The sequence below is a fragment of the Sphingobacterium rhinopitheci genome (assembly GCF_022627575.1).
GTDB lineage: Bacteria > Bacteroidota > Bacteroidia > Sphingobacteriales > Sphingobacteriaceae > Sphingobacterium > Sphingobacterium rhinopitheci.
This window is the reverse complement of sequence record NZ_JADEYQ010000006.1, coordinates 180,460-198,711: the sequence shown is the minus strand read 5'-3', so window position 1 is coordinate 198,711 and position 18,252 is coordinate 180,460. Positions and strand designations below refer to the sequence as shown.

Sequence of the window (18,252 nt, the reverse complement as noted above, 5' to 3'; positions counted from 1 at the left end):
AAATACACTGTGTTAGTTACAATGTACAAAAAATGAGAATACAAGTAAAATAAATAATTTAAAAAGTAGGTGATATAGCAGGGTTTTGTACTTGTTTTAGTAAATTTGTCTAGTAAAACACTAGTTTATGGCAATAGAACATAAAAGTATCGCTGCAATTCGTGAGGATTATACAAAAGGTGCTCTTTCAGAGTATGATGTAGATGTTAATCCTTTTGTACAGTTTAAAAATTGGTTTGACCAAGCTTTAAATGCCGAAGTAGTAGAGCCTAATGCTATGGTATTATCTACTATATCAGAAGACGGTTTTCCTTCTTCACGTGTTGTATTAATGAAGGATATTAAGGACAATGGCATAAGTTTTTTTACAAATTACGAAAGTCAAAAAAGTATAGATATACTAAGAAATCCTAAGGTTTCTATTCTTTTCTTCTGGCCTGAATTACAACGTCAAGTACGTATCGAGGCACATTCTGAACGTTTGAATGAAGATGATTCAACGGAATATTTCCAATCTAGACCTAAAGGTTCTCAAATAGGTGCATGGGCTTCACCACAATCGCAAATTATTCCTAATCGTGAATTTTTAGAACAGCGTGTCGCTTATTTTGAAGATGAGTTTAAGGATAAGGTGATATTGCCTAGGCCAGATCATTGGGGAGGATTTTTATTGCGCCCTATTAAGTTTGAATTTTGGCAGGGAAGAAGCTCTAGACTGCATGATAGGATTCAATATGATAAAGTAGATGGTCAGTGGATATTAAATAGATTAGCCCCATGATAGAACAGCTTAAAGAGCGTATAAATAGTGAGTTTGGTGCAGATGCTGTTGAAATAATTTCTACGGGGCTGCAACCTACTTTACAGGTGAAAGCAGATATTTTGAAACCTTTATGTTTTTGGTTAAGAGATCATAAAGAATATTATTATGATTTTTTAGCTAATATAACTGCTGTGGATTATTATCCGGAAAATTTATTTGCATTAGTTTATAATCTTTCCTCTATTCCTTTTCAAACACAATTGACCTTAAAAGTAGTGTTGGAGAATAATAGAGAGCTAAATCAATTGCCTGAGCTAGATTCAGTAAGTCCAGTTTGGCGTACCGCAGATTGGCATGAAAGAGAAGCTTTTGATCTGATGGGGATTTATTTTAATGGTCATCCAGATTTGAGACGTATTTTACTACCGGATGATTGGGAAGGCTATCCATTGCGTAAAGATTATGAGGAAGCAGAAAGTTATCATGGCATAGCATTAAAAAGTTAAGGACAGATGCAAGCAAAATATAAAGAGGCTTTTCAACGATATACCGATAAAATCGGAAATGTAGGTTCTACGGAGATGGTCATTAATATGGGACCTCAGCATCCTTCTACACACGGTGTACTTCGATTAGAATTAATTACGGACGGTGAGCTTGTAAAAGATATCATTCCGCATTTAGGTTATTTGCATCGATGCTTTGATAAGCATGCAGAATCTATGAATTATGCTAAAACTATTCCATTTACCGATCGATTAGATTATTTAGCTTCCATGAACAATAGTCATGCTTTTGTGATGGGAGTAGAACGTATGCTTGGTATTGAAGACAAAATACCAAAGCGTGTGGAGTATATTCGTGTATTAGTATGCGAATTGAATAGAATCGCCTCACATTTGATAGCTATAGGTACATATGGAATCGATATTGGTGCTTTTACGCCATTTTTATGGTGTTTTAGAGATCGTGAGCATATCATGAATATGTTGGAATGGGCTTCTGGTTCTCGCATGTTATACAACTATATTTGGGTTGGCGGTTTATTCTATGATTTACCTGTTGGTTTTGAAGAACGTTGCAAGGAGTTTGTACTGTATTTCAAAGGTAAGATGGATGAGTTAGATGAATTGTTGACCAATAATGAAATATTTATTGCACGTACCGCAAATATCGGTGTTCTTCCCGCAGATGTGGCTATCAACTACGGCTGCTCAGGACCCATGTTGCGTGCAAGTGGTATAAAATGGGACTTGCGTAGAGTGGATGGTTATTCCGTATATCCTGAATTAGATTTTGAAATACCTGTAGGTTCTGGGATAATGGGGCAGGTAGGGGATTGCTGGGATAGGTATAAAGTACGCGTCGATGAGGTACGTGAGTCTGTGAAAATAATTGAACAGTGTGTGGATCGCTTAATGTCGGATTATGCACGTTCTACAGAATTTGACCCTCGTGCACTGGTGCCTAAAAAAGTAAATTTGAAACCACAATCCTATTATGTTAGAGCAGAAAACCCTAAAGGAGAGCTTGGTTTTTATTTTGAAACACAAGAGAAAAGTGATATCCCTCGCCGTTTAAAGGCTAGAGGGCCAAGTTTTAATAACTTATCTGTTTTACCCGAATTAGGTAAAGGCGTATTGATAGCGGATTTAATCGCTATTTTGGGATCTATTGATATCGTGCTTGGTGAAGTTGATAGATAGTCAGTTTTTTTGAAAAAAAACAGCATAAAAATGCATTAATTATTTGGTTGTTTAGACATTTAAGCTTATATTTGTATTCTCATAATTTAAGTTTATAATTGGTTAATAGATAAGTCTGCACTCGCCCGAGGGCAGGCTTATTCTTTTTTATAGGCATTATTTCTAACAATCCAATCTTGTATTAATTATTATAGCATCTATTTATAAATAGTTGATTATGAAACTATTTACTTTATTTTAGCTTATGCTAATTAGTCGGATGATAATATTATTTATATAGGGGGGAGATAAAAAAGGCTAATCGTTTAGATTAGCCTTTTTTGAATATATTAATCGAAGTATTCTTTTATTCTTTCGAAGAATGATTTTTCACTTTTACCTGGTTGAGGTTTAAAGTTTGCAGAGTCTTTTAGTTTTTCTAAAATATCGCGTTCTTCTGAAGATACCGCTTTAGGGGTCCAAATATTAACATAGATTAATTGGTCTCCTTTGTGGTATGAGTTTACTTCAGGGATACCTTTACCTTTTAATCTTAATATTTTTCCTCCTTGCGTACCTGCATCTATTTTGATTTTTGCTTTACCATCTATAGTAGGTACTTCAACACTTGTACCTAATGCTGCGTCAGCAAAATTGATATATAGATCGTAGATGATATTTAAGCCATCTCTTTTTAAGCTTTCATGAGGCACTTCTTCTATCAGAATGATTAGATCTCCAGCTATTCCACCGCGTGGAGCAGCATTACCTTTGCCACTCATCGATAGTTGCATACCTTCGCTTACACCTGCCGGAATATTGATAGAGATTGTTTCTTCACCACGCTCTAAGCCATCACCTTTACATGTCGTACATTTAGCTGTGATCTCCACACCCTCGCCATTACATGTAGGACATGTGCTCGTAGTTTGCATTTGTCCCAATATAGTATTGGTAACTCTTCTTACTGAACCAGCACCGCCACATGTTTTACAAGTATGGAAAGAAGATTTGTCCTTAGCACCTGAGCCATCACATGTGTGACATACAATTTGCTTATTTACTTTTACTTTTTTCTCTACTCCTTTAGCGATTTCTTCCAAAGTAAGTTTTACTTTGATACGTAGGTTGGTTCCTTTTTGTACACGTCTACCGCCACTAGAACGACCGCCGCCACCAAAGAAACTTTCAAATGGATTGCCACCGCCACCAAATATATCACCGAATTGGCTGAATATGTCATCCATATTCATGCTGCCTCCGCCGCCACCGAAGCCACCAGCATTCGCGTTGTGACCAAATTGATCATAACGTGCTTTTTTCTCCGGATTGCTTAATATTTCGTACGCTTCTGCCGCTTCTTTAAAATTCTCTTCTGCTACTGTATCTCCGGGATTTTTGTCCGGGTGAAATTTGATCGCTGCTTTACGGTAAGCGGATTTAATCTCGGCTGCATCTGCTTGACGAGATACACCTAATACGTCATAATAATCTCTTTTTGACATGATTTATTACTTATTGTCCTATCACCACTTTAGCAAAACGGATTACTTTATCATTTAAATAGTAACCTTTTTCCACTACATCAATCACTTTATTTTTCATATCTTCTGTTGGAGAAGGGATCGCTGTGATTGCTTCTTGAAAATCAGCATCAAAAGGCTGACCAATAACGTCCATTTCTTTCAATCCTTCACTTTCTAGAAATTTACGTAGTTTATTATTTACTAATTCTACGCCTTCTTTTATAGGTTGAACATCTTGAGCGCTAGTCATCGCAACTAGTGCTCTGTCAAAATCATCTAAAACAGGCAATAAATTCTTGATTACACCTTGACCAGCATTTTGGATTAGCTCCATGCGCTCTTTAGAAGTTCTTTTTTTATAATTATCAAATTCAGCAACCAAACGTGCGTATTTGTCATGTGACTCCGCCAATTGAATTTCTAATTGCTCTTCTTTTGATAATTCAACTTGCTCTTCTTGAGGGGCATTGTCTTGCGCTAAGTTCTCGTCTTGAATATTTTCTTGTTCGTTCATCATCACCCTATTTTTTATGTACCTAAATAACTTATGTATATTATTCAAAAAATTTGCCATTATAAAATATCCGACACCTTGTCAGTAATATCTGTTGTCATTACTTACAAAATGTCGGATTTTGTTGTGTTTGTCAGTATAATTATATGCTTACATTGTCATGTAATGCGCCATCACCAGTTTTTATGATGCGTGAGGGCATGTTACGAATGATTTGGTAATCATGTGTAGCCATTAATACTGCTGTTCCTGCAGAAGCAATGTCGCGGAGTAATAAAACAATTTCTTCGGATGTAGCAGGGTCCAAATTACCCGTTGGCTCATCGGCAAGAATAATCTCCGGATTGTTGAGTAAAGCACGCGCTATTACGACACGCTGTTGCTCTCCACCCGATAATTCGTGCGGCATTTTATGTAGTTTAGAGCGTAAACCTACTTTTTCAAGCACATCGACCATTCTACTTTCAATAAGTTTTTTGTCTGTCCAACCTGTAGCTTTTAAGACAAATTCTAGATTCTTTTCTACCGTTCTGTCATTCAATAGATGAAAGTCCTGAAATACAATACCTAGTTTTCGACGAAGGTAAGGTACATCATTATCATTTATTTTGCGTAAATCAAATCCTGCAACTACACCTTCACCATTAGCAATATATAGATCACCATAAATAATCTTTAATAGGGAGCTTTTTCCTGTTCCCGATTGTCCAATTAAATAGATAAATTCATTTTGTTTTATTTCTAAATTTACGTTTGATAAAACCAAGTGCTTTTGTTGGTATATATCTACGTTTTTTAAACGTATAACCGTATTTTCTCCCATAATCTAAAATTCGATTTTTTTAATCTGTCCAAAGGGCAGTTCTTGAACCATTTTCATGATTTCTTCGGCTTTATCGCCTAGCCCTATTTTTTCTAATGATTTGTCAGGTCTATCGACTCTGAAATATGCTAATAACGTGAATGAATCATCACGTAATTGAACATAATCAGGAATTTTTGCCACACCCTTTACTTTAATCACATACATAGTTAACAAAGTTAGAATTTTTTATGAATTCACTATTGAAGTAACATGATTATTTATTCGTATTCAAAAATTCCAAAGTATTGATGCCATCAGCATAATCACTTAAACTTGGTGATTGGCTTTGCCCTAAAGGAAAGCACGGAATAGAAGCTGTGATTGATTTAGTGCTTACTATACATTGAATAGTTTCTTTTACATCTTCTAAGTGCTCTGTTAACTTATCTAAGTTATCATATTCTTCATAAAAAACTACCGCTAATGGTGAAGCCAAATTGGTGTCTTCCTTCAATAATAAAAAGCCATTGTCAAAGTGTTTATCACCATTGATCAAATAAATTGATTTATTGTAGTCGTAGTTGTTATTGTACTTGTAATGATCTTGGACCGTTTTGTAACTTTCTATGGCTTCATAGAATGTGGCAATATTATAACCTTTGGGAATATAAATTTTCGATACTGAACGACAACCCAATCCAAAATAATCAAATATATCTTTACCTAACTCCGCTAATTCCTCAGGTGTTTCATCGCCATGAATAATAGCGAGTGAGTTTCTGTTTTTACGGATTATATGCGGTTTTTTACCAAAATAATGCTCAAAATAACGTGAAGAATTGTTTGATCCTGTAGCAATTACAAGGTCAAAATCTCCTAATCGTTCGACAATATGTATTTTTGATTTAAATGAAGGCTCTATTTCTACTAGCTTTTTCAAAATGTAAGTGGTTAAACCTGCATCATCCGAAGAAACTTTTATCATCGCATTGAAACCCATAATAAGGGTGCAAAGAATGTCGTGAAATCCGACAAGTGGTAAGTTTCCAGCCAATATTAAACCTACAGTTTTGGTGTTTTCTGGTGCCTCATAACTTTCTACCCAAGTGGTTAAGTTATCTTTATTAAGGGATTCTCCTATTGCTTGAAGCTGCTTTTGTACATTGTCAAATGTATACCATGGATTTTTATGATATAAAGATTGTATAAACGATAATGTTGGTTCGTCTAATGTTTGCATCCAATCGCCTAGCTTAGCTAGTGCTTCTATTCTCGAAATTTTTGTCAAAATATTTAATTTAGAATCGTTCTGATATTTATTTCATTTATCTTTGTAATGTCAAATAAGAGAAAGACTACCGAAATTATATACTTTTATAAGAATAGTTCAATTTCATTTTCTAAATTTGACAAGACAAAATTAGTTTATTTATTATAATTGTAAGGTTATAAATGGCAATAAAAATTACAGACGAGTGTATTAATTGTGGAGCATGTGAACCAGAGTGCCCAAATAATGCAATATATGATGCCGGCGTTTCATGGAAGTTTTCGGACGGTACAGCTTTAGAAGGAGTTATTGATTTTGGTGATGGTGTTACTATTGATGCTTCAGCATCTCAAGACGCAGTATCCGATGAGGTATATTATATCGTATCTGACAAGTGTACAGAGTGTGTAGGTTTTCATGATGAGCCTCAATGTGCAGCAGTTTGTCCTGTAGACTGTTGTATCGAAGATGAAGACGTTGTAGAAGAAGAAGAAGAACTATTGGCTAAGAAAGCATGGTTACACGCTGAGTAATAGCGAAACTAGTCTAAAAATATCTAAAGCACGACCCAACGGTTGTGCTTTTTCGGTTACAAATACATTTATTTTATTTGTTTAAGTTATTCCTTTTTATATTTTTGTTGTTATAATTACTTTATAAAACATAACTAGATGTCTAAAAAAAATGTAAGTTTTGTAACTCTCGTTACTATAACCCTTGCTATAATTATAACCCTGATCTACGAATTTAATTTGTTTACAGTTTCTCCTTCCGTTATGATTGGAGTGAGATGGGTTACTGCTGCAGTACTTACGCTTAATGCTTTAATGCGTAAAAACTTGACAACGTGGATTCTAACCTGTTTAATTCTAGGTGTTTTTGTAGGTTTAGATTTTCCTAATCTAGCTATTTCGCTTCATCCATTAAGCCAAGGTTTCATCAAATTAGTAAAGACTATTGTCGGACCGATACTATTTGCCACACTCGTGTTTGGTATAGCAGGGCATTCTGATCTTAAATCTGTTGGCCGTATGGCTTGGAAATCGATGCTTTACTTCTTTTGTGCGACTACATTAGCTATTTTTATTGGTTTAGCTGTAATTAATATTACTAAAGCTGGGGTAGGTGTAGATGTTGCGAATATGCCACATGAAGAGCTTCCGACAACATCTGTGCTAACAGCATCAGATCAAAAGGCATTAGATCACTTGCCAAATGATGTACATTGGGTATATAAGCTTAATGTATTTATTAGAGATACATTTCCCGAAAATATCGTTAAATCGGTATACGAAAATAAAGTATTACAAATTGTAATATTTGGGGTGATATTTGGTATTGGACTCGCCATGGTAGATGAGAAAAAGCGAAAGCCATTGGTTGATTTTACGGAATCATTGTCCGAGGCCATGTTTAAGTTTACCAATATCGTGATGTATTTTGCACCAATTGGTGTTGGAGCAGCTATGGCTTATACGGTAGGACACTTAGGGACGGATATCCTGAAAAATTTGTTTATGTTATTAATGAGTTTATATATCGCTTTATTGTTCTTTTTGCTGCTTGTATTATTGCCGATAGCCTTGTATTTGAAAGTGCCTATAAAACGTTTTATTCAAGCTGTAAAAGAGCCTGTTTCTATCGCATTTGCGACTACAAGTTCGGATGCCGCACTTCCTAAAGCTATGGAAAACATGGAACGTTTTGGTGTTCCTCGTAAGATTGTGTCTTTTGTAATTCCTACAGGATATAGTTTTAATTTGGATGGTACTTCCTTATATCTTTCTTTAGCTTCTATTTTTGTAGCACAGGCTGCAGGTATTGATTTGTCTATAGGCGAGCAATTATTGATAGCTTTTACACTTATGATTACTTCGAAAGGGGTAGCTGCAGTACCTAGAGCATCCTTAATCGTGTTAATTGCAACAGCAGATCAATTTGGTTTACCAACATTCGTTATTGCAGCGATATTAGGTATTGATGAATTAATGGATATGGCACGTACATCGGTAAATGTTATTGGTAACTGTCTAGCAACTGTTGTAGTATCTAAATGGGAAGGTGAATTTGATGAAGAGGCTTCTAAAAACCCTAATTTTTTAGAAGAAGTTAGAGACTAACAACTAGTTAACATAAAATATTTAAAACAGCTCAAATTATTTTGGGCTGTTTTTTTTTGCCTAATGCTGAAGTATTATGGTGTCGCAGAGTTATATATAGCGACATTATTGCTTCTATGGTATAGTAGCTTTCTGTCGGTATAGGTAGTCAATAGCTAATTTCGTAAATGAATAATTGTGTTAGCTCCTTAAAACTATAAGTTTGAGGCGTACTTCATTATTAAGCTAGTTGCTAAAGATGGGAGATTGTTTATTTTCAACGAGCTAAATATAAGCCTAAAATGGAGAGTCGATTATTTGTATGTAAGTAATACTCATGGCTGCGTAAATAAGCTCTTGTATTGGTTGTTTAAAATATTCTGTTTTTAAGTAGTTTATCTATTACTAATCTGCTGATTATAGTGAAAAAATCGTACGTTAATTTGGTTGTACGCAAGTCTTTTCTTATTTTAACTAAATGAACTAATTTATGACGAAGATTACAATTAAAGATATTTCTATAGCTCTTCAAGTTTCTATATCTACGGTTTCAAAGGCACTGTCGGATAGTCATGAGATCAGCGAATCTACTAAAAGTAGAATAAGAGATTATGCCAAGGCGAATAACTTTTCTATCAACAAAGTGGCACAGAGCTTAAAATTAGGTCGGTCAAATACCATTGCAGTGATCGCTTGTGCGATTAACAATGACTTGGTTTCACAGATTTTGGAAGGGATCCAAGAAGTAGCTATAGAATCGAAATACGATATTATTATCATGCAAAGCATGGAAGATGAAAGTATTGAACGCTCCTGTATCGAGGTTTTGAAGGCTAGAGGAATTGATGGCTTATTGATTTCTCCTGTCAGTGAAAGTTCAAACATAGATATGTTACTTAATTTGAAACTTAGTAAAGTACCCGTAGTTCTTTTTGATCGTATCAATAGCCAATTAAATACCTATAAATATGGGGTTAAAAATTTTGATGGTGCATATCAAGCAACCGTTCATCTGATAAAGCAGGGCTGTACGAATATTCTGCATATTACTGGTTCGCAATTGGGTGTCGCTAATGAACGATTAAGTGGTTTTTTAGCAGCACTCCAGGAATATAGAATCCCTTTCAATCCGGAGAACTATATCCCCTGTAATTTAAAAAATACGAATACGATAGATGCGGATATTAGAAAAGCTTTGAAAAAGGCCTTTAAATCTAAAAATAAACCAGATGCTATTTTTGGTGCTACAGATCTTATTACCATCCGTTCGTTGGGGATATTAGCTGATATGAATATCAACGTACCCAATGATATCGCTGTCATAGGTTTCGCTAATACGAAAGCGGCATTTGCAATGAATCCTTCACTTTCTACCATCTCTCAACCAGGGAAACAAATTGGCTATTTGGCCATGACACAATTAGTGAAAATGATAAAAACTAAAAGAGAAATCGATTATTTTGAAACAATAGAATTAGATACGAGTATGCATATACGCAAATCTTCTTTAAAAGAAACTCGTATCTAATATATTTATTTTTACTTGGGTAGGTTTACTACTTTCATCTTGGGTACTAATAATTTCATGATGCACCACGCTATTAGATACATAACTGAGCATATTGAAAACATGATTAGGTATCCCGTTTGTAGTGATCCTAAGCCTTGATAATAATCAAATAACTTGCCTCCCAATTTAGAAATCAATACACCTCCGATACCACCAGCCATTCCTCCAATCCCTGTGACAGTAGCTGTTGCAGCCTTTGGAAACATATCCGATACTGTAGAAAAAATATTTGCTGACCATGCTTGATGAGCAGATGCGCCAATACCAATCAAAATAACAGGTAGCCAAAATGAGTATTGTCCAAGTGGTTGAGCAGCTAGAATTACTAAAGGAAATAGGGCAATGATAAGCATTGCGCGCATTCTTCCATCATAGGCGCTGTACCCTTTGTTAATAAAATACATAGGAAATGCTCCACCTCCGATAGAGCCAAACATCGTCATACTATACAAAACAGTAAGAGGTAATACCATTTCTGAGGTTTGCATATGGTATTGAGATTTTAAATAGGATGGAAGCCAAAATAAGAAAAACCACCAAACGCCATCTGTTAAAAATTTACCGATGGTAAATGACCAAGTTTGTTTGAATTTTAATAATATAAGCCACGAAACTTTAGGCTGTGGGGTCTGTGATGATTTATTTTCTGCTAAGATAGAGTCGCTCAGTATATAATCTAATTCAGGCTTGGATAATCGCTTTTGCTTCTCCGGAGAATCATAGTATATAAACCAAAATATTAACCATAAAAAACCAACCGCACCTACTATTAAAAAAGCGGATTGCCATCCCCAGTTGATCGCCATCCATGGTACAGTAAGTGGCGCTAAGATGGCACCAACGTTAGTGCCAGAGTTAAAAATACCGGTAGCTAAGGCACGTTCTTTTTTGGGAAAGTATTCTGCAGTAGCTTTTATAGCAGCAGGGAAATTTCCAGCTTCACCAATACCTAAAATAGCACGTGCTAATATAAATCCTATAATAGACACTGAGACCGTTTGTATACTAAATAGATCTGCTGCCATTTGGCCCATTTCTATGGCATATGCATGTGCTATAGCACCTAATGACCATACAATAATGGCTATTGCTAAACCTTTTTTAGTGCCTAGTTTATCTATAAATCTTCCCGCAAATAGCATCGATACCGCATATACAAATTGGAATGTAGCTGTGATATCTGCATAATCTGAATTGGTCCAACCAAATTGATCCTCAAGCATAGGATGCAATAAGCTTAGAACTTGCCGGTCCAAATAATTTACAGTTGTTGCGAAAAATAACAAGGCACAAATAGTCCATCTATATGAACCTATTCTTTGTTTATTCATAATTCTTAGGTTAGGTAGAAATTGGTTTTAGAATATTTTACATGTTTTTAAAATAATTCTTAGGTTAGGTAGAAATTAGTTTTAGAATATTTTACATGTTTTTAAAATAATTCTTTGCATTAAAATAGCAAATATCTTTTATTATTTTATGTATCAATTCCTCATCATTAGGGAGAACTCCTTTATTGATATCATTCGCGAAAATATTACATAGTAATCTTCTAAAATATTCATGTCTTGAATACGATAGAAAACTTCTTGAATCTGTAAGCATCCCTATAAAACAGGAGAGAAGGCCCATATTGGATAGCGTATTTATCTGATCTGTCATTCCATCCAATTGATCCATGAACCACCATGCTGAACCATACTGTATTTTACCTTTTATACCTTCACCTTGAAAATTTCCAGTCATAGCGGCAAAAACGGCATTATCTTTAGGGTTCAAATTATAAATAATAGTTTTGCTGAGGCATTCTTTATTTTCTAATTCATTGAAGAAATAAGCGATTCTTTCAGCTTGTGGATAATCACCTATGCTATCATAGCCTGTATCAGGACCTAATAGATCTAATTTGTAAGTATTGGTATTTCTAATGGCACCAAGATGAAATTGTTGAACCCATTCTTTCTCAAAATATTTTTGACATAAGAATAACAGTAAATAATAACCATAGCTTTCTGCATATGCAGTTACATTGCTGTCATTCCCTTGTATCACATTTCTAAATATCGTATTCACCTCCGATTTAGTGAAAATAGGTTTGGTAGGGATATACCGAAAACCATGGTCTGAAGCTACACAGCCTATATTGTCAAAATAATCTATCCTTGCAGATAGGGCCGCTTCAAGACTTTCTAAATCATTAATATTTATGTTTGAAACTGTACCTAAGGAATGTATATATTTTCTAAATTCGCTTCCGTTTGTGATGTTAAACACTTTATCTGGTCTGAATGTTGGTTTAACTTGGCAATTAAAAGTGTTATTCTTGAGTTTATTATGATATTCTAACGTATCAGTAGGATCATCTGTAGTACCTAGCATCTCCACCTTATAGTGTTGCAATAAACTTTGGGTGCTATAGTTGTCCGATTGTAATTTCTGATTTGCTTCCTCATAAATATCTAATGCTGTACTAGGATTTAAAAGTCTGTCAATTCCAAAAGGATTAGTAAGCTCCATATGTGTCCAATGGTATAATGGATTTCGAAGCGTATAAGGAACTGTTTGGGCCCATTTCAAAAATTTCTCTTGAGAAGATACATTGCCTGTTATATATTTTTCCTCAATACCTAATACACGCATAGCACGCCATTTGTAATGATCTCCATTGAGCCAAATGGATGTTAAATCTGTGAATTTATGATTTTCACTGATTAACTGAGGAGACAAATGATTGTGATAGTCAATAATTGGTAAATCTTTTGCAACATCATGATATAGCTTTTCGGCTAATTTAGATTCTAATAAGAAGTTTTTTTTAATAAATTTTGTCATTTTATTTATGTTTTAAAACCCTATTATTCCATATTCTAATCCGCGTAGCTCTGCCAAACCACGTAGTCTTCCAATTGCTGAATATCCAGGATTTGTAATTTTTTTTAAATCATCAAGCATTTGATGACCGTGGTCAGGCCTAAAGGGTAATGCAATCTCTCTGCGCTGATTCTCTGCTATTAATATTTCCATTATAGCATACATATTTACATCACCATCCAAATGGTCTGCCTCATAGAAGCTACCCATATCATCCTTTTTGACATTCCTCAAATGAATAAAATGAACCCTAGATTTTACGAGATTAAGGATTTCTACCAGATTATTAGTTTGACTGGCACCTAATGATCCTGTACAAAAGCATATACCATTAAAATTGTTGTCCACTGTATTCAGTATATACTCATAATCTTCAATCGTACTCACTATACGCGGAAGGCCTAATATTGGATATGGAGGGTCATCGGGATGAATAGTCATCTTTATACCATGCTGTATACAAGTATCTCGAATGGAAAGGAGGAAATTAGTTAAGTTTTTTCTTAGCCCATCCTTGCCAATATTGCTATATATTTTGATGCTTTTTTTTAGACTGTCTAAAGTGATATCACTTTCTCCAGGGATCCCCATAAGAATATTTTTTGTCAATATATCTTTGTGTTGTATTGACATATTCAAATATTTGTATTCTGCTTGGGATACTATTGCTGGTGAATAATCCGCATTAGCATCGTTACGGTGGAGTATATATATATCAAATATTGCTAAATCTACCCAATCAAAGTAAAGTGCTTTAGAACCATCCTTCATCGTTAAATCTAGCTGTGTTCTTGTCCAATCCAAGACAGGCATAAAATTGTAGCAAATTGTTTTTATACCACACAAAGCTAGATTGGTAATAGTCTGATTATAATTGAAGAGGTATTTTTCTACCGCGCCGGTGTTTATTTTTATAGTTTCATGTACCGGCACGCTTTCAACTACAGACCATGTCAAGCCTGCGTTTTCAATCGTTTCTTTCCTTTCTCTTATATCTTCTACTGGCCATATTTCGCCATGTGGTATATGATGTAATGCTGTGACTATTCCTGTAGCGCCAGCTTGTTTTATATCCTGTAGTGATACAGGGTCAGTGGGCCCATACCAACGCCATGTTTGTTCTAATTTTTTTTTCACAAGTCATTTTTTAAACACCACACCAACTGTTAAAACCACCATCTATAAATAATATTTCGCCTGTTACAAAGGCGGAGGCATCACTTAATAAATAGACAATTGCTCCTTTTAATTCATCAGGATTGCCGAAGCGCTTATAAGGTGTTCCATTAATAAACTTCTGTGCACGATCGGAGTATGAACCATCCTCATTGATTAGTAATTTGTGGTTTTGATCCGTCAGAAATACACCGGGTGCAATTGCATTTACCCTAACTTTGTCACCATAACGAATAGCTAATTCTGTAGACATCCATTTTGTATACCCATCAATACCATGCTTAGCAACGGTATACCCTAATACACGTGTCAAAGGTCGGCTTGCAGCAAGTGATGAAATATTTATAATCGATCCTTTACCTGATTCAGCGATTACTTTACCAAATATGTGTGTAGGAATTATTGTCCCATATAAGTTCAGTTCAATAGCTTTGATAGTATCTTGTACATTGCTCTCAAATAGATTCTGTTGTTCTCCTATTGTAGCACCAGGAATGTTCCCGCCGGCAGCATTTATTAAGCCATCAATCTTACCCCATTTCGCTAATATTTCATCTTTTGCTTTATGCAATGCATTTTCATCTAATACATCTGTTAATATGTAGAATGCTTCAGCACCAATATTCGTTGCTTCTGCTACGCGCTGTATTGCTCTTTCTTTATTTCTTCCCAAAACAACAATTTTTGCGCCTGCTTCAGCCAATGCTTCCACAAATGATTTGCCAAGTACGCCTGTTCCTCCAGTAACGACAATTACCTTATCCTGAAGTGAAAATTTTTCTAGTATACCGCTCATTGGATTTTTTTAGAGATTTAAGTTTAATTTTCAATATTAGGAAAAACTATATTTAATAGTATTAAAACTCAAGTGTTTATTTACTAAATCGTTTTCGTAAAAAACTTGTACTTCGGCTATTTAATTGACCTGAAAACCATAAATTTGATTTACTAATTACTTAAAATGAATAATCCTAAACTTCTTTGCTTCGGTGAGCTTTTATATCGTATCCAATGTACTGGAGGTTTATTCTGCAATAACCAGCAGTCTGACGTGTCTTTATATCCAGGAGGTTCTGAAGCTAATGTGGCTGTTGCAACGGCACAATTAGGGATTGATACTTCCTATATGTCTTGCGGACCAAATAATGTTCTTGTCAATACTATCCTTAACTTGATGAAAGATGTCCATATTGATGTCAGCAAATTTAGGTATGAAGGGGATCGCTTAGGATCTTATATTTTGCTTGGCGCAAATGGGTTGACGACTGGAGAAGTGATATATGATAGAAAATATTCTTCCTTTTCCGACTTAAAGCAGGATGATATTGATTGGGCAACTATATTTGACGGTATTGATTGGTTTCATTGGACAGCTTTGACGCCTGCTCTTAGTCAGGCGCATGCTGATTTGTGTAGTCGAGCCTTACTGGAAGCCCGAAAACGAAATTTAACGGTTTCGGTTGATTTGAACTATAGAAATAGACTTTGGCAGTATGGAAAAACTCCATTAGAGATAATGCCTGATTTGGTAAGTCAGTGTGACGTAATAATGGGAAATATATGGGCGTCAAATATAATGCTTGGAACATACATAGATGATAAATGGAGTGCCGATCGTTCCAAATTAGATTATCCCACGATTAGTGAATCAGTAGCTGATGAAGTATTTGCTAAATTTCCTCGATGCAAGCATTTAGCCTTTACTTTTAGATTTATGGACAACGCATCGCACAATCTGTTGTATGCAACGTATCATACTGAACAGGGACATTATGTAAGTAATATATTTGAAACGAATAATCTTGTTGATCGTATCGGTAGTGGAGATGCTTTTATGGGCGGATTTATAGCAGGCTTAATACACGAATATGCACCCCAAGAATTGATTGATTATGCGACCAAAATTGGGTATAAAAAGTTATTCGTAAACGGTGATTTTATTATAATATAATTATGATGTTACTAGCTAAAATAAATAGTAGTCCTATTGTCCCTGTGTATTATAACGATGATATAGAAGTATGTAAATCGATACTGGCAGAATGCTATGAGGGTGGAGTACGTGTATTCGAATTTGTAGATAGAGGCCCTAAATCCAAAGACAACTTTCGCTTATTAGTAGCATTTAGAGATCAGTTTTTTAAAGACCTTATCCTTGGGGTAGGTTCTATAAAAAATGTTGTTCAAGCCAAAGATTTTATTTCTTTAGGTGCCGATTTCTTGGTTAGCCCTATTGTAAATCCTGCTATTGCAGCGCTGATGGAGGGGAGTTCTGTGGAATGGATTCCTGGTTGTATGACACCTACAGAAATCGCTGTAGCTGAAAATTTGGGCGCTTCTATCATAAAACTCTTTCCTGGGGAAGTATTGGGGCCTAATTTTGTGAAAGCTATTAAACCATTATTCCCTACCTTGAATTTTATGATTACTGGTGGTGTATCTTTATCTCCTGATAATCTCCGTGCTTGGTTTAAGGTCGGTGCTACGGCTGTAGGAGTGGGATCTAAGCTTTTTGAAGGAGAGTTTATTCCTAGCAATAGGAATACAAGAGATAATTTGAAAGCTAGTTTTAGCTTTATTAAAAGCTTATAGATAGTAATAATATCGACAATATTACAGAGGTATTATTCTTTATTTTTTGAATATTTTTTACCTTGCTGATATGAAAACTACTTTTAAAGTCTATTTGATTATAGCTTTGCTTTTTGCTAAGGTCAGTTATGGACAAGATTTTTCTATTTTAGAAGATCAATTTAATAGCTCTGTCATTTTACCTAATTATCATTATGGATTTAGTCTATATGATATGGACAATGATAAATATGTCTTCAATATTCGAGAAAACCAACATTTTACACCTGCCTCGAATACCAAAGTATATACTTTATTTGCTTCTTTAAAGCATATTAGTGATTCTATTCCTGGTATACAATATGTGGAAAGGGGAGATTCTTTACTATTTTGGGGGACTGGAGATCCTACATTCTTACACCATAAACTAGATAGTCATATCGTATTTGATTTTTTGAAAAATTCAAATAAAAAGCTTTTTTATGTGCCACAGGAGTCTTCAGAACCAGCTTATCGCAATGGTTGGTCTATTGAAGATTATGAAGAGTATTACCAACCCGATATAGCGACTTTTCCTATTTATGGCAATGTAGTAAGTTTTGATGGTGGTACGGATAAAATCAAGACCATACCGTCATACTTTGATAACTACCTTCGTTATAAAGATCATAAGAACAATAATTTTTCTATTAATAGAAAGCATAATACTAATAATTTTGAAATTAGTACTGCTCAAATTCCTAAGGATTATAAAAGTAGCAAGCCTTTCATATGGTCGGATTCTCTATTTGTAACTTTACTTCAGGATACATTAAAGAAACAAGTAAATGTATTAATGAATTATGCTAAACCCGAGGATACAAAAGTTGTTTATTCTGTCCCTAGAAATGTTGTTTTACGTGAAATGATGCTACCGAGTGATAATTATCTTGCGGAGCATCTCACGATGATAATTTCAAATATTAAATATAACGGTTTCTATACGGATTCTTTGCGTCGAGATATGCAAAAGGATTACTACCAGTATTTTCAGGATTCTGTAATCTTAAGGGATGGAAGTGGTCTGTCAACCTATAATAAAATAACACCTCGCCATATGGTAGAGCTATTGTTAGCGATAGAAAAGGAGGTGCCTGATGATGATAAAAGATATTTGTTTTTTCCAGCTGGGGGAGTTGATGGTACATTACGTACCGCATACCAATTGGATGAAGGAAACCCTTTTGTATGGGCAAAAACAGGAACTATTAATGCTGTACATTGTCAGTCAGGCTATATTGTGACGCGTAGTGGTCGTCGATTAGCGTTCTCATTTTTAAATAATAACTATACTGTTCCGACAGCTGCCGTGCGAAAAGAAATGGTTCGAATAATGACTTTTATTCGTCAAAATTATTAGTCT

18 protein-coding genes are annotated in these 18,252 nt (G+C 34.9%); 9 read left to right on the top strand and 9 right to left on the bottom strand.

Annotated features, from left to right (window positions below; translation table 11 throughout):
• The first annotated feature begins 127 nt into the window (after positions 1-127).
• Genes pdxH through IP023_RS08545 form a run of 3 tightly spaced genes read left to right on the top strand, consistent with a single transcriptional unit; the run spans position 128 to position 2,469 of the window.
• Complete coding sequence (gene pdxH / locus IP023_RS08555) at positions 128-781, top strand: pyridoxamine 5'-phosphate oxidase (RefSeq protein ID WP_241789850.1); 654 nt, start codon at positions 128-130, stop codon at positions 779-781.
• Positions 778-1,269, top strand: a complete 492-nt coding sequence (locus IP023_RS08550; RefSeq protein WP_241789849.1) for an NADH-quinone oxidoreductase subunit C — start codon at positions 778-780, stop codon at positions 1,267-1,269. Before pdxH ends, IP023_RS08550 begins: the two co-directional genes overlap by 4 nt.
• Before the next feature lie 6 nt (positions 1,270-1,275).
• Complete coding sequence (locus IP023_RS08545) at positions 1,276-2,469, top strand: NADH-quinone oxidoreductase subunit D (protein ID WP_241789848.1); 1,194 nt, start codon at positions 1,276-1,278, stop codon at positions 2,467-2,469.
• Positions 2,470-2,798: 329 nt separating this feature from the next.
• Here the strand turns inward: IP023_RS08545 and dnaJ are convergent, their stop codons facing one another.
• The 5 genes from dnaJ to IP023_RS08520 form a co-directional block, all read right to left on the bottom strand.
• Entirely contained in the window at positions 2,799-3,953 is a 1,155-nt protein-coding gene (dnaJ, locus tag IP023_RS08540) for a molecular chaperone DnaJ (protein WP_241789847.1), read from the bottom strand.
• 10 nt (positions 3,954-3,963) lie between these two features.
• Positions 3,964-4,491 carry a nucleotide exchange factor GrpE gene (locus IP023_RS08535; RefSeq protein WP_394801847.1) on the bottom strand — a complete coding sequence of 176 codons (528 nt, stop codon included), beginning with the start codon at positions 4,489-4,491 and terminating at the stop codon, positions 3,964-3,966.
• 139 nt (positions 4,492-4,630) lie between these two features.
• Positions 4,631-5,311, bottom strand: coding sequence for a cell division ATP-binding protein FtsE (locus tag IP023_RS08530; RefSeq protein WP_241789846.1), 681 nt, complete (start codon positions 5,309-5,311; stop codon positions 4,631-4,633).
• Positions 5,312-5,314: 3 nt separating this feature from the next.
• A complete protein-coding gene (locus IP023_RS08525; RefSeq protein ID WP_241789865.1) occupies positions 5,315-5,518 on the bottom strand; it encodes a fructose-6-phosphate aldolase in 204 nt (67 codons plus the stop codon).
• Between the two features lie 49 nt (positions 5,519-5,567).
• Positions 5,568-6,581 (bottom strand): acyl-CoA reductase, encoded by a 1,014-nt coding sequence (locus IP023_RS08520; RefSeq protein WP_241789845.1) that lies wholly within the window; start codon positions 6,579-6,581, stop codon positions 5,568-5,570.
• A gap of 164 nt (positions 6,582-6,745) precedes the next feature.
• On the opposite strand from IP023_RS08520, the gene IP023_RS08515 reads away from it, so the two are divergent.
• The 3 genes from IP023_RS08515 to IP023_RS08505 all read left to right on the top strand — a co-directional run bounded on the left by IP023_RS08515 (position 6,746) and on the right by IP023_RS08505 (position 10,190).
• Entirely contained in the window at positions 6,746-7,096 is a 351-nt protein-coding gene (locus tag IP023_RS08515) for a 4Fe-4S dicluster domain-containing protein (protein ID WP_241789844.1), read from the top strand.
• A 138-nt stretch (positions 7,097-7,234) separates the two neighbouring features.
• Positions 7,235-8,683, top strand: coding sequence for a dicarboxylate/amino acid:cation symporter (locus IP023_RS08510; protein ID WP_241789843.1), 1,449 nt, complete (start codon positions 7,235-7,237; stop codon positions 8,681-8,683).
• Between the two features lie 469 nt (positions 8,684-9,152).
• Entirely contained in the window at positions 9,153-10,190 is a 1,038-nt protein-coding gene (locus IP023_RS08505; RefSeq protein WP_241789842.1) for a LacI family DNA-binding transcriptional regulator, read from the top strand.
• Positions 10,191-10,201: 11 nt separating this feature from the next.
• Here the strand turns inward: IP023_RS08505 and IP023_RS08500 are convergent, their stop codons facing one another.
• From IP023_RS08500 to IP023_RS08485, 4 genes are all read right to left on the bottom strand, one after another.
• Positions 10,202-11,563, bottom strand: coding sequence for an MFS transporter (locus IP023_RS08500; protein ID WP_241789841.1), 1,362 nt, complete (start codon positions 11,561-11,563; stop codon positions 10,202-10,204).
• Between the two features lie 91 nt (positions 11,564-11,654).
• The gene (gene uxaC, locus IP023_RS08495; RefSeq protein ID WP_241789840.1) at positions 11,655-13,064 is read right to left on the bottom strand and encodes a glucuronate isomerase; all 1,410 of its coding nucleotides are present in this window, start codon (positions 13,062-13,064) and stop codon (positions 11,655-11,657) included.
• Between the two features lie 12 nt (positions 13,065-13,076).
• Positions 13,077-14,240, bottom strand: a complete 1,164-nt coding sequence (gene uxuA, locus IP023_RS08490) for a mannonate dehydratase (protein ID WP_241789839.1) — start codon at positions 14,238-14,240, stop codon at positions 13,077-13,079.
• A 10-nt stretch (positions 14,241-14,250) separates the two neighbouring features.
• On the bottom strand, positions 14,251-15,075 hold the full coding sequence (locus tag IP023_RS08485) for an SDR family oxidoreductase (RefSeq protein ID WP_241789838.1): 825 nt from the start codon (positions 15,073-15,075) through the stop codon (positions 14,251-14,253).
• A 165-nt stretch (positions 15,076-15,240) separates the two neighbouring features.
• On the opposite strand from IP023_RS08485, the gene IP023_RS08480 reads away from it, so the two are divergent.
• The 3 genes from IP023_RS08480 (at position 15,241) to IP023_RS08470 (ending at position 18,249) form a co-directional block, all read left to right on the top strand.
• Positions 15,241-16,230 carry a sugar kinase gene (locus tag IP023_RS08480; RefSeq protein WP_241789837.1) on the top strand — a complete coding sequence of 330 codons (990 nt, stop codon included), beginning with the start codon at positions 15,241-15,243 and terminating at the stop codon, positions 16,228-16,230.
• Between the two features lie 2 nt (positions 16,231-16,232).
• Positions 16,233-16,871 carry a beta/alpha barrel domain-containing protein gene (locus IP023_RS08475; protein WP_241789836.1) on the top strand — a complete coding sequence of 213 codons (639 nt, stop codon included), beginning with the start codon at positions 16,233-16,235 and terminating at the stop codon, positions 16,869-16,871.
• Positions 16,872-16,941: 70 nt separating this feature from the next.
• Entirely contained in the window at positions 16,942-18,249 is a 1,308-nt protein-coding gene (locus IP023_RS08470; protein WP_241789835.1) for a D-alanyl-D-alanine carboxypeptidase, read from the top strand.
• Positions 18,250-18,252 lie beyond the last annotated feature (3 nt).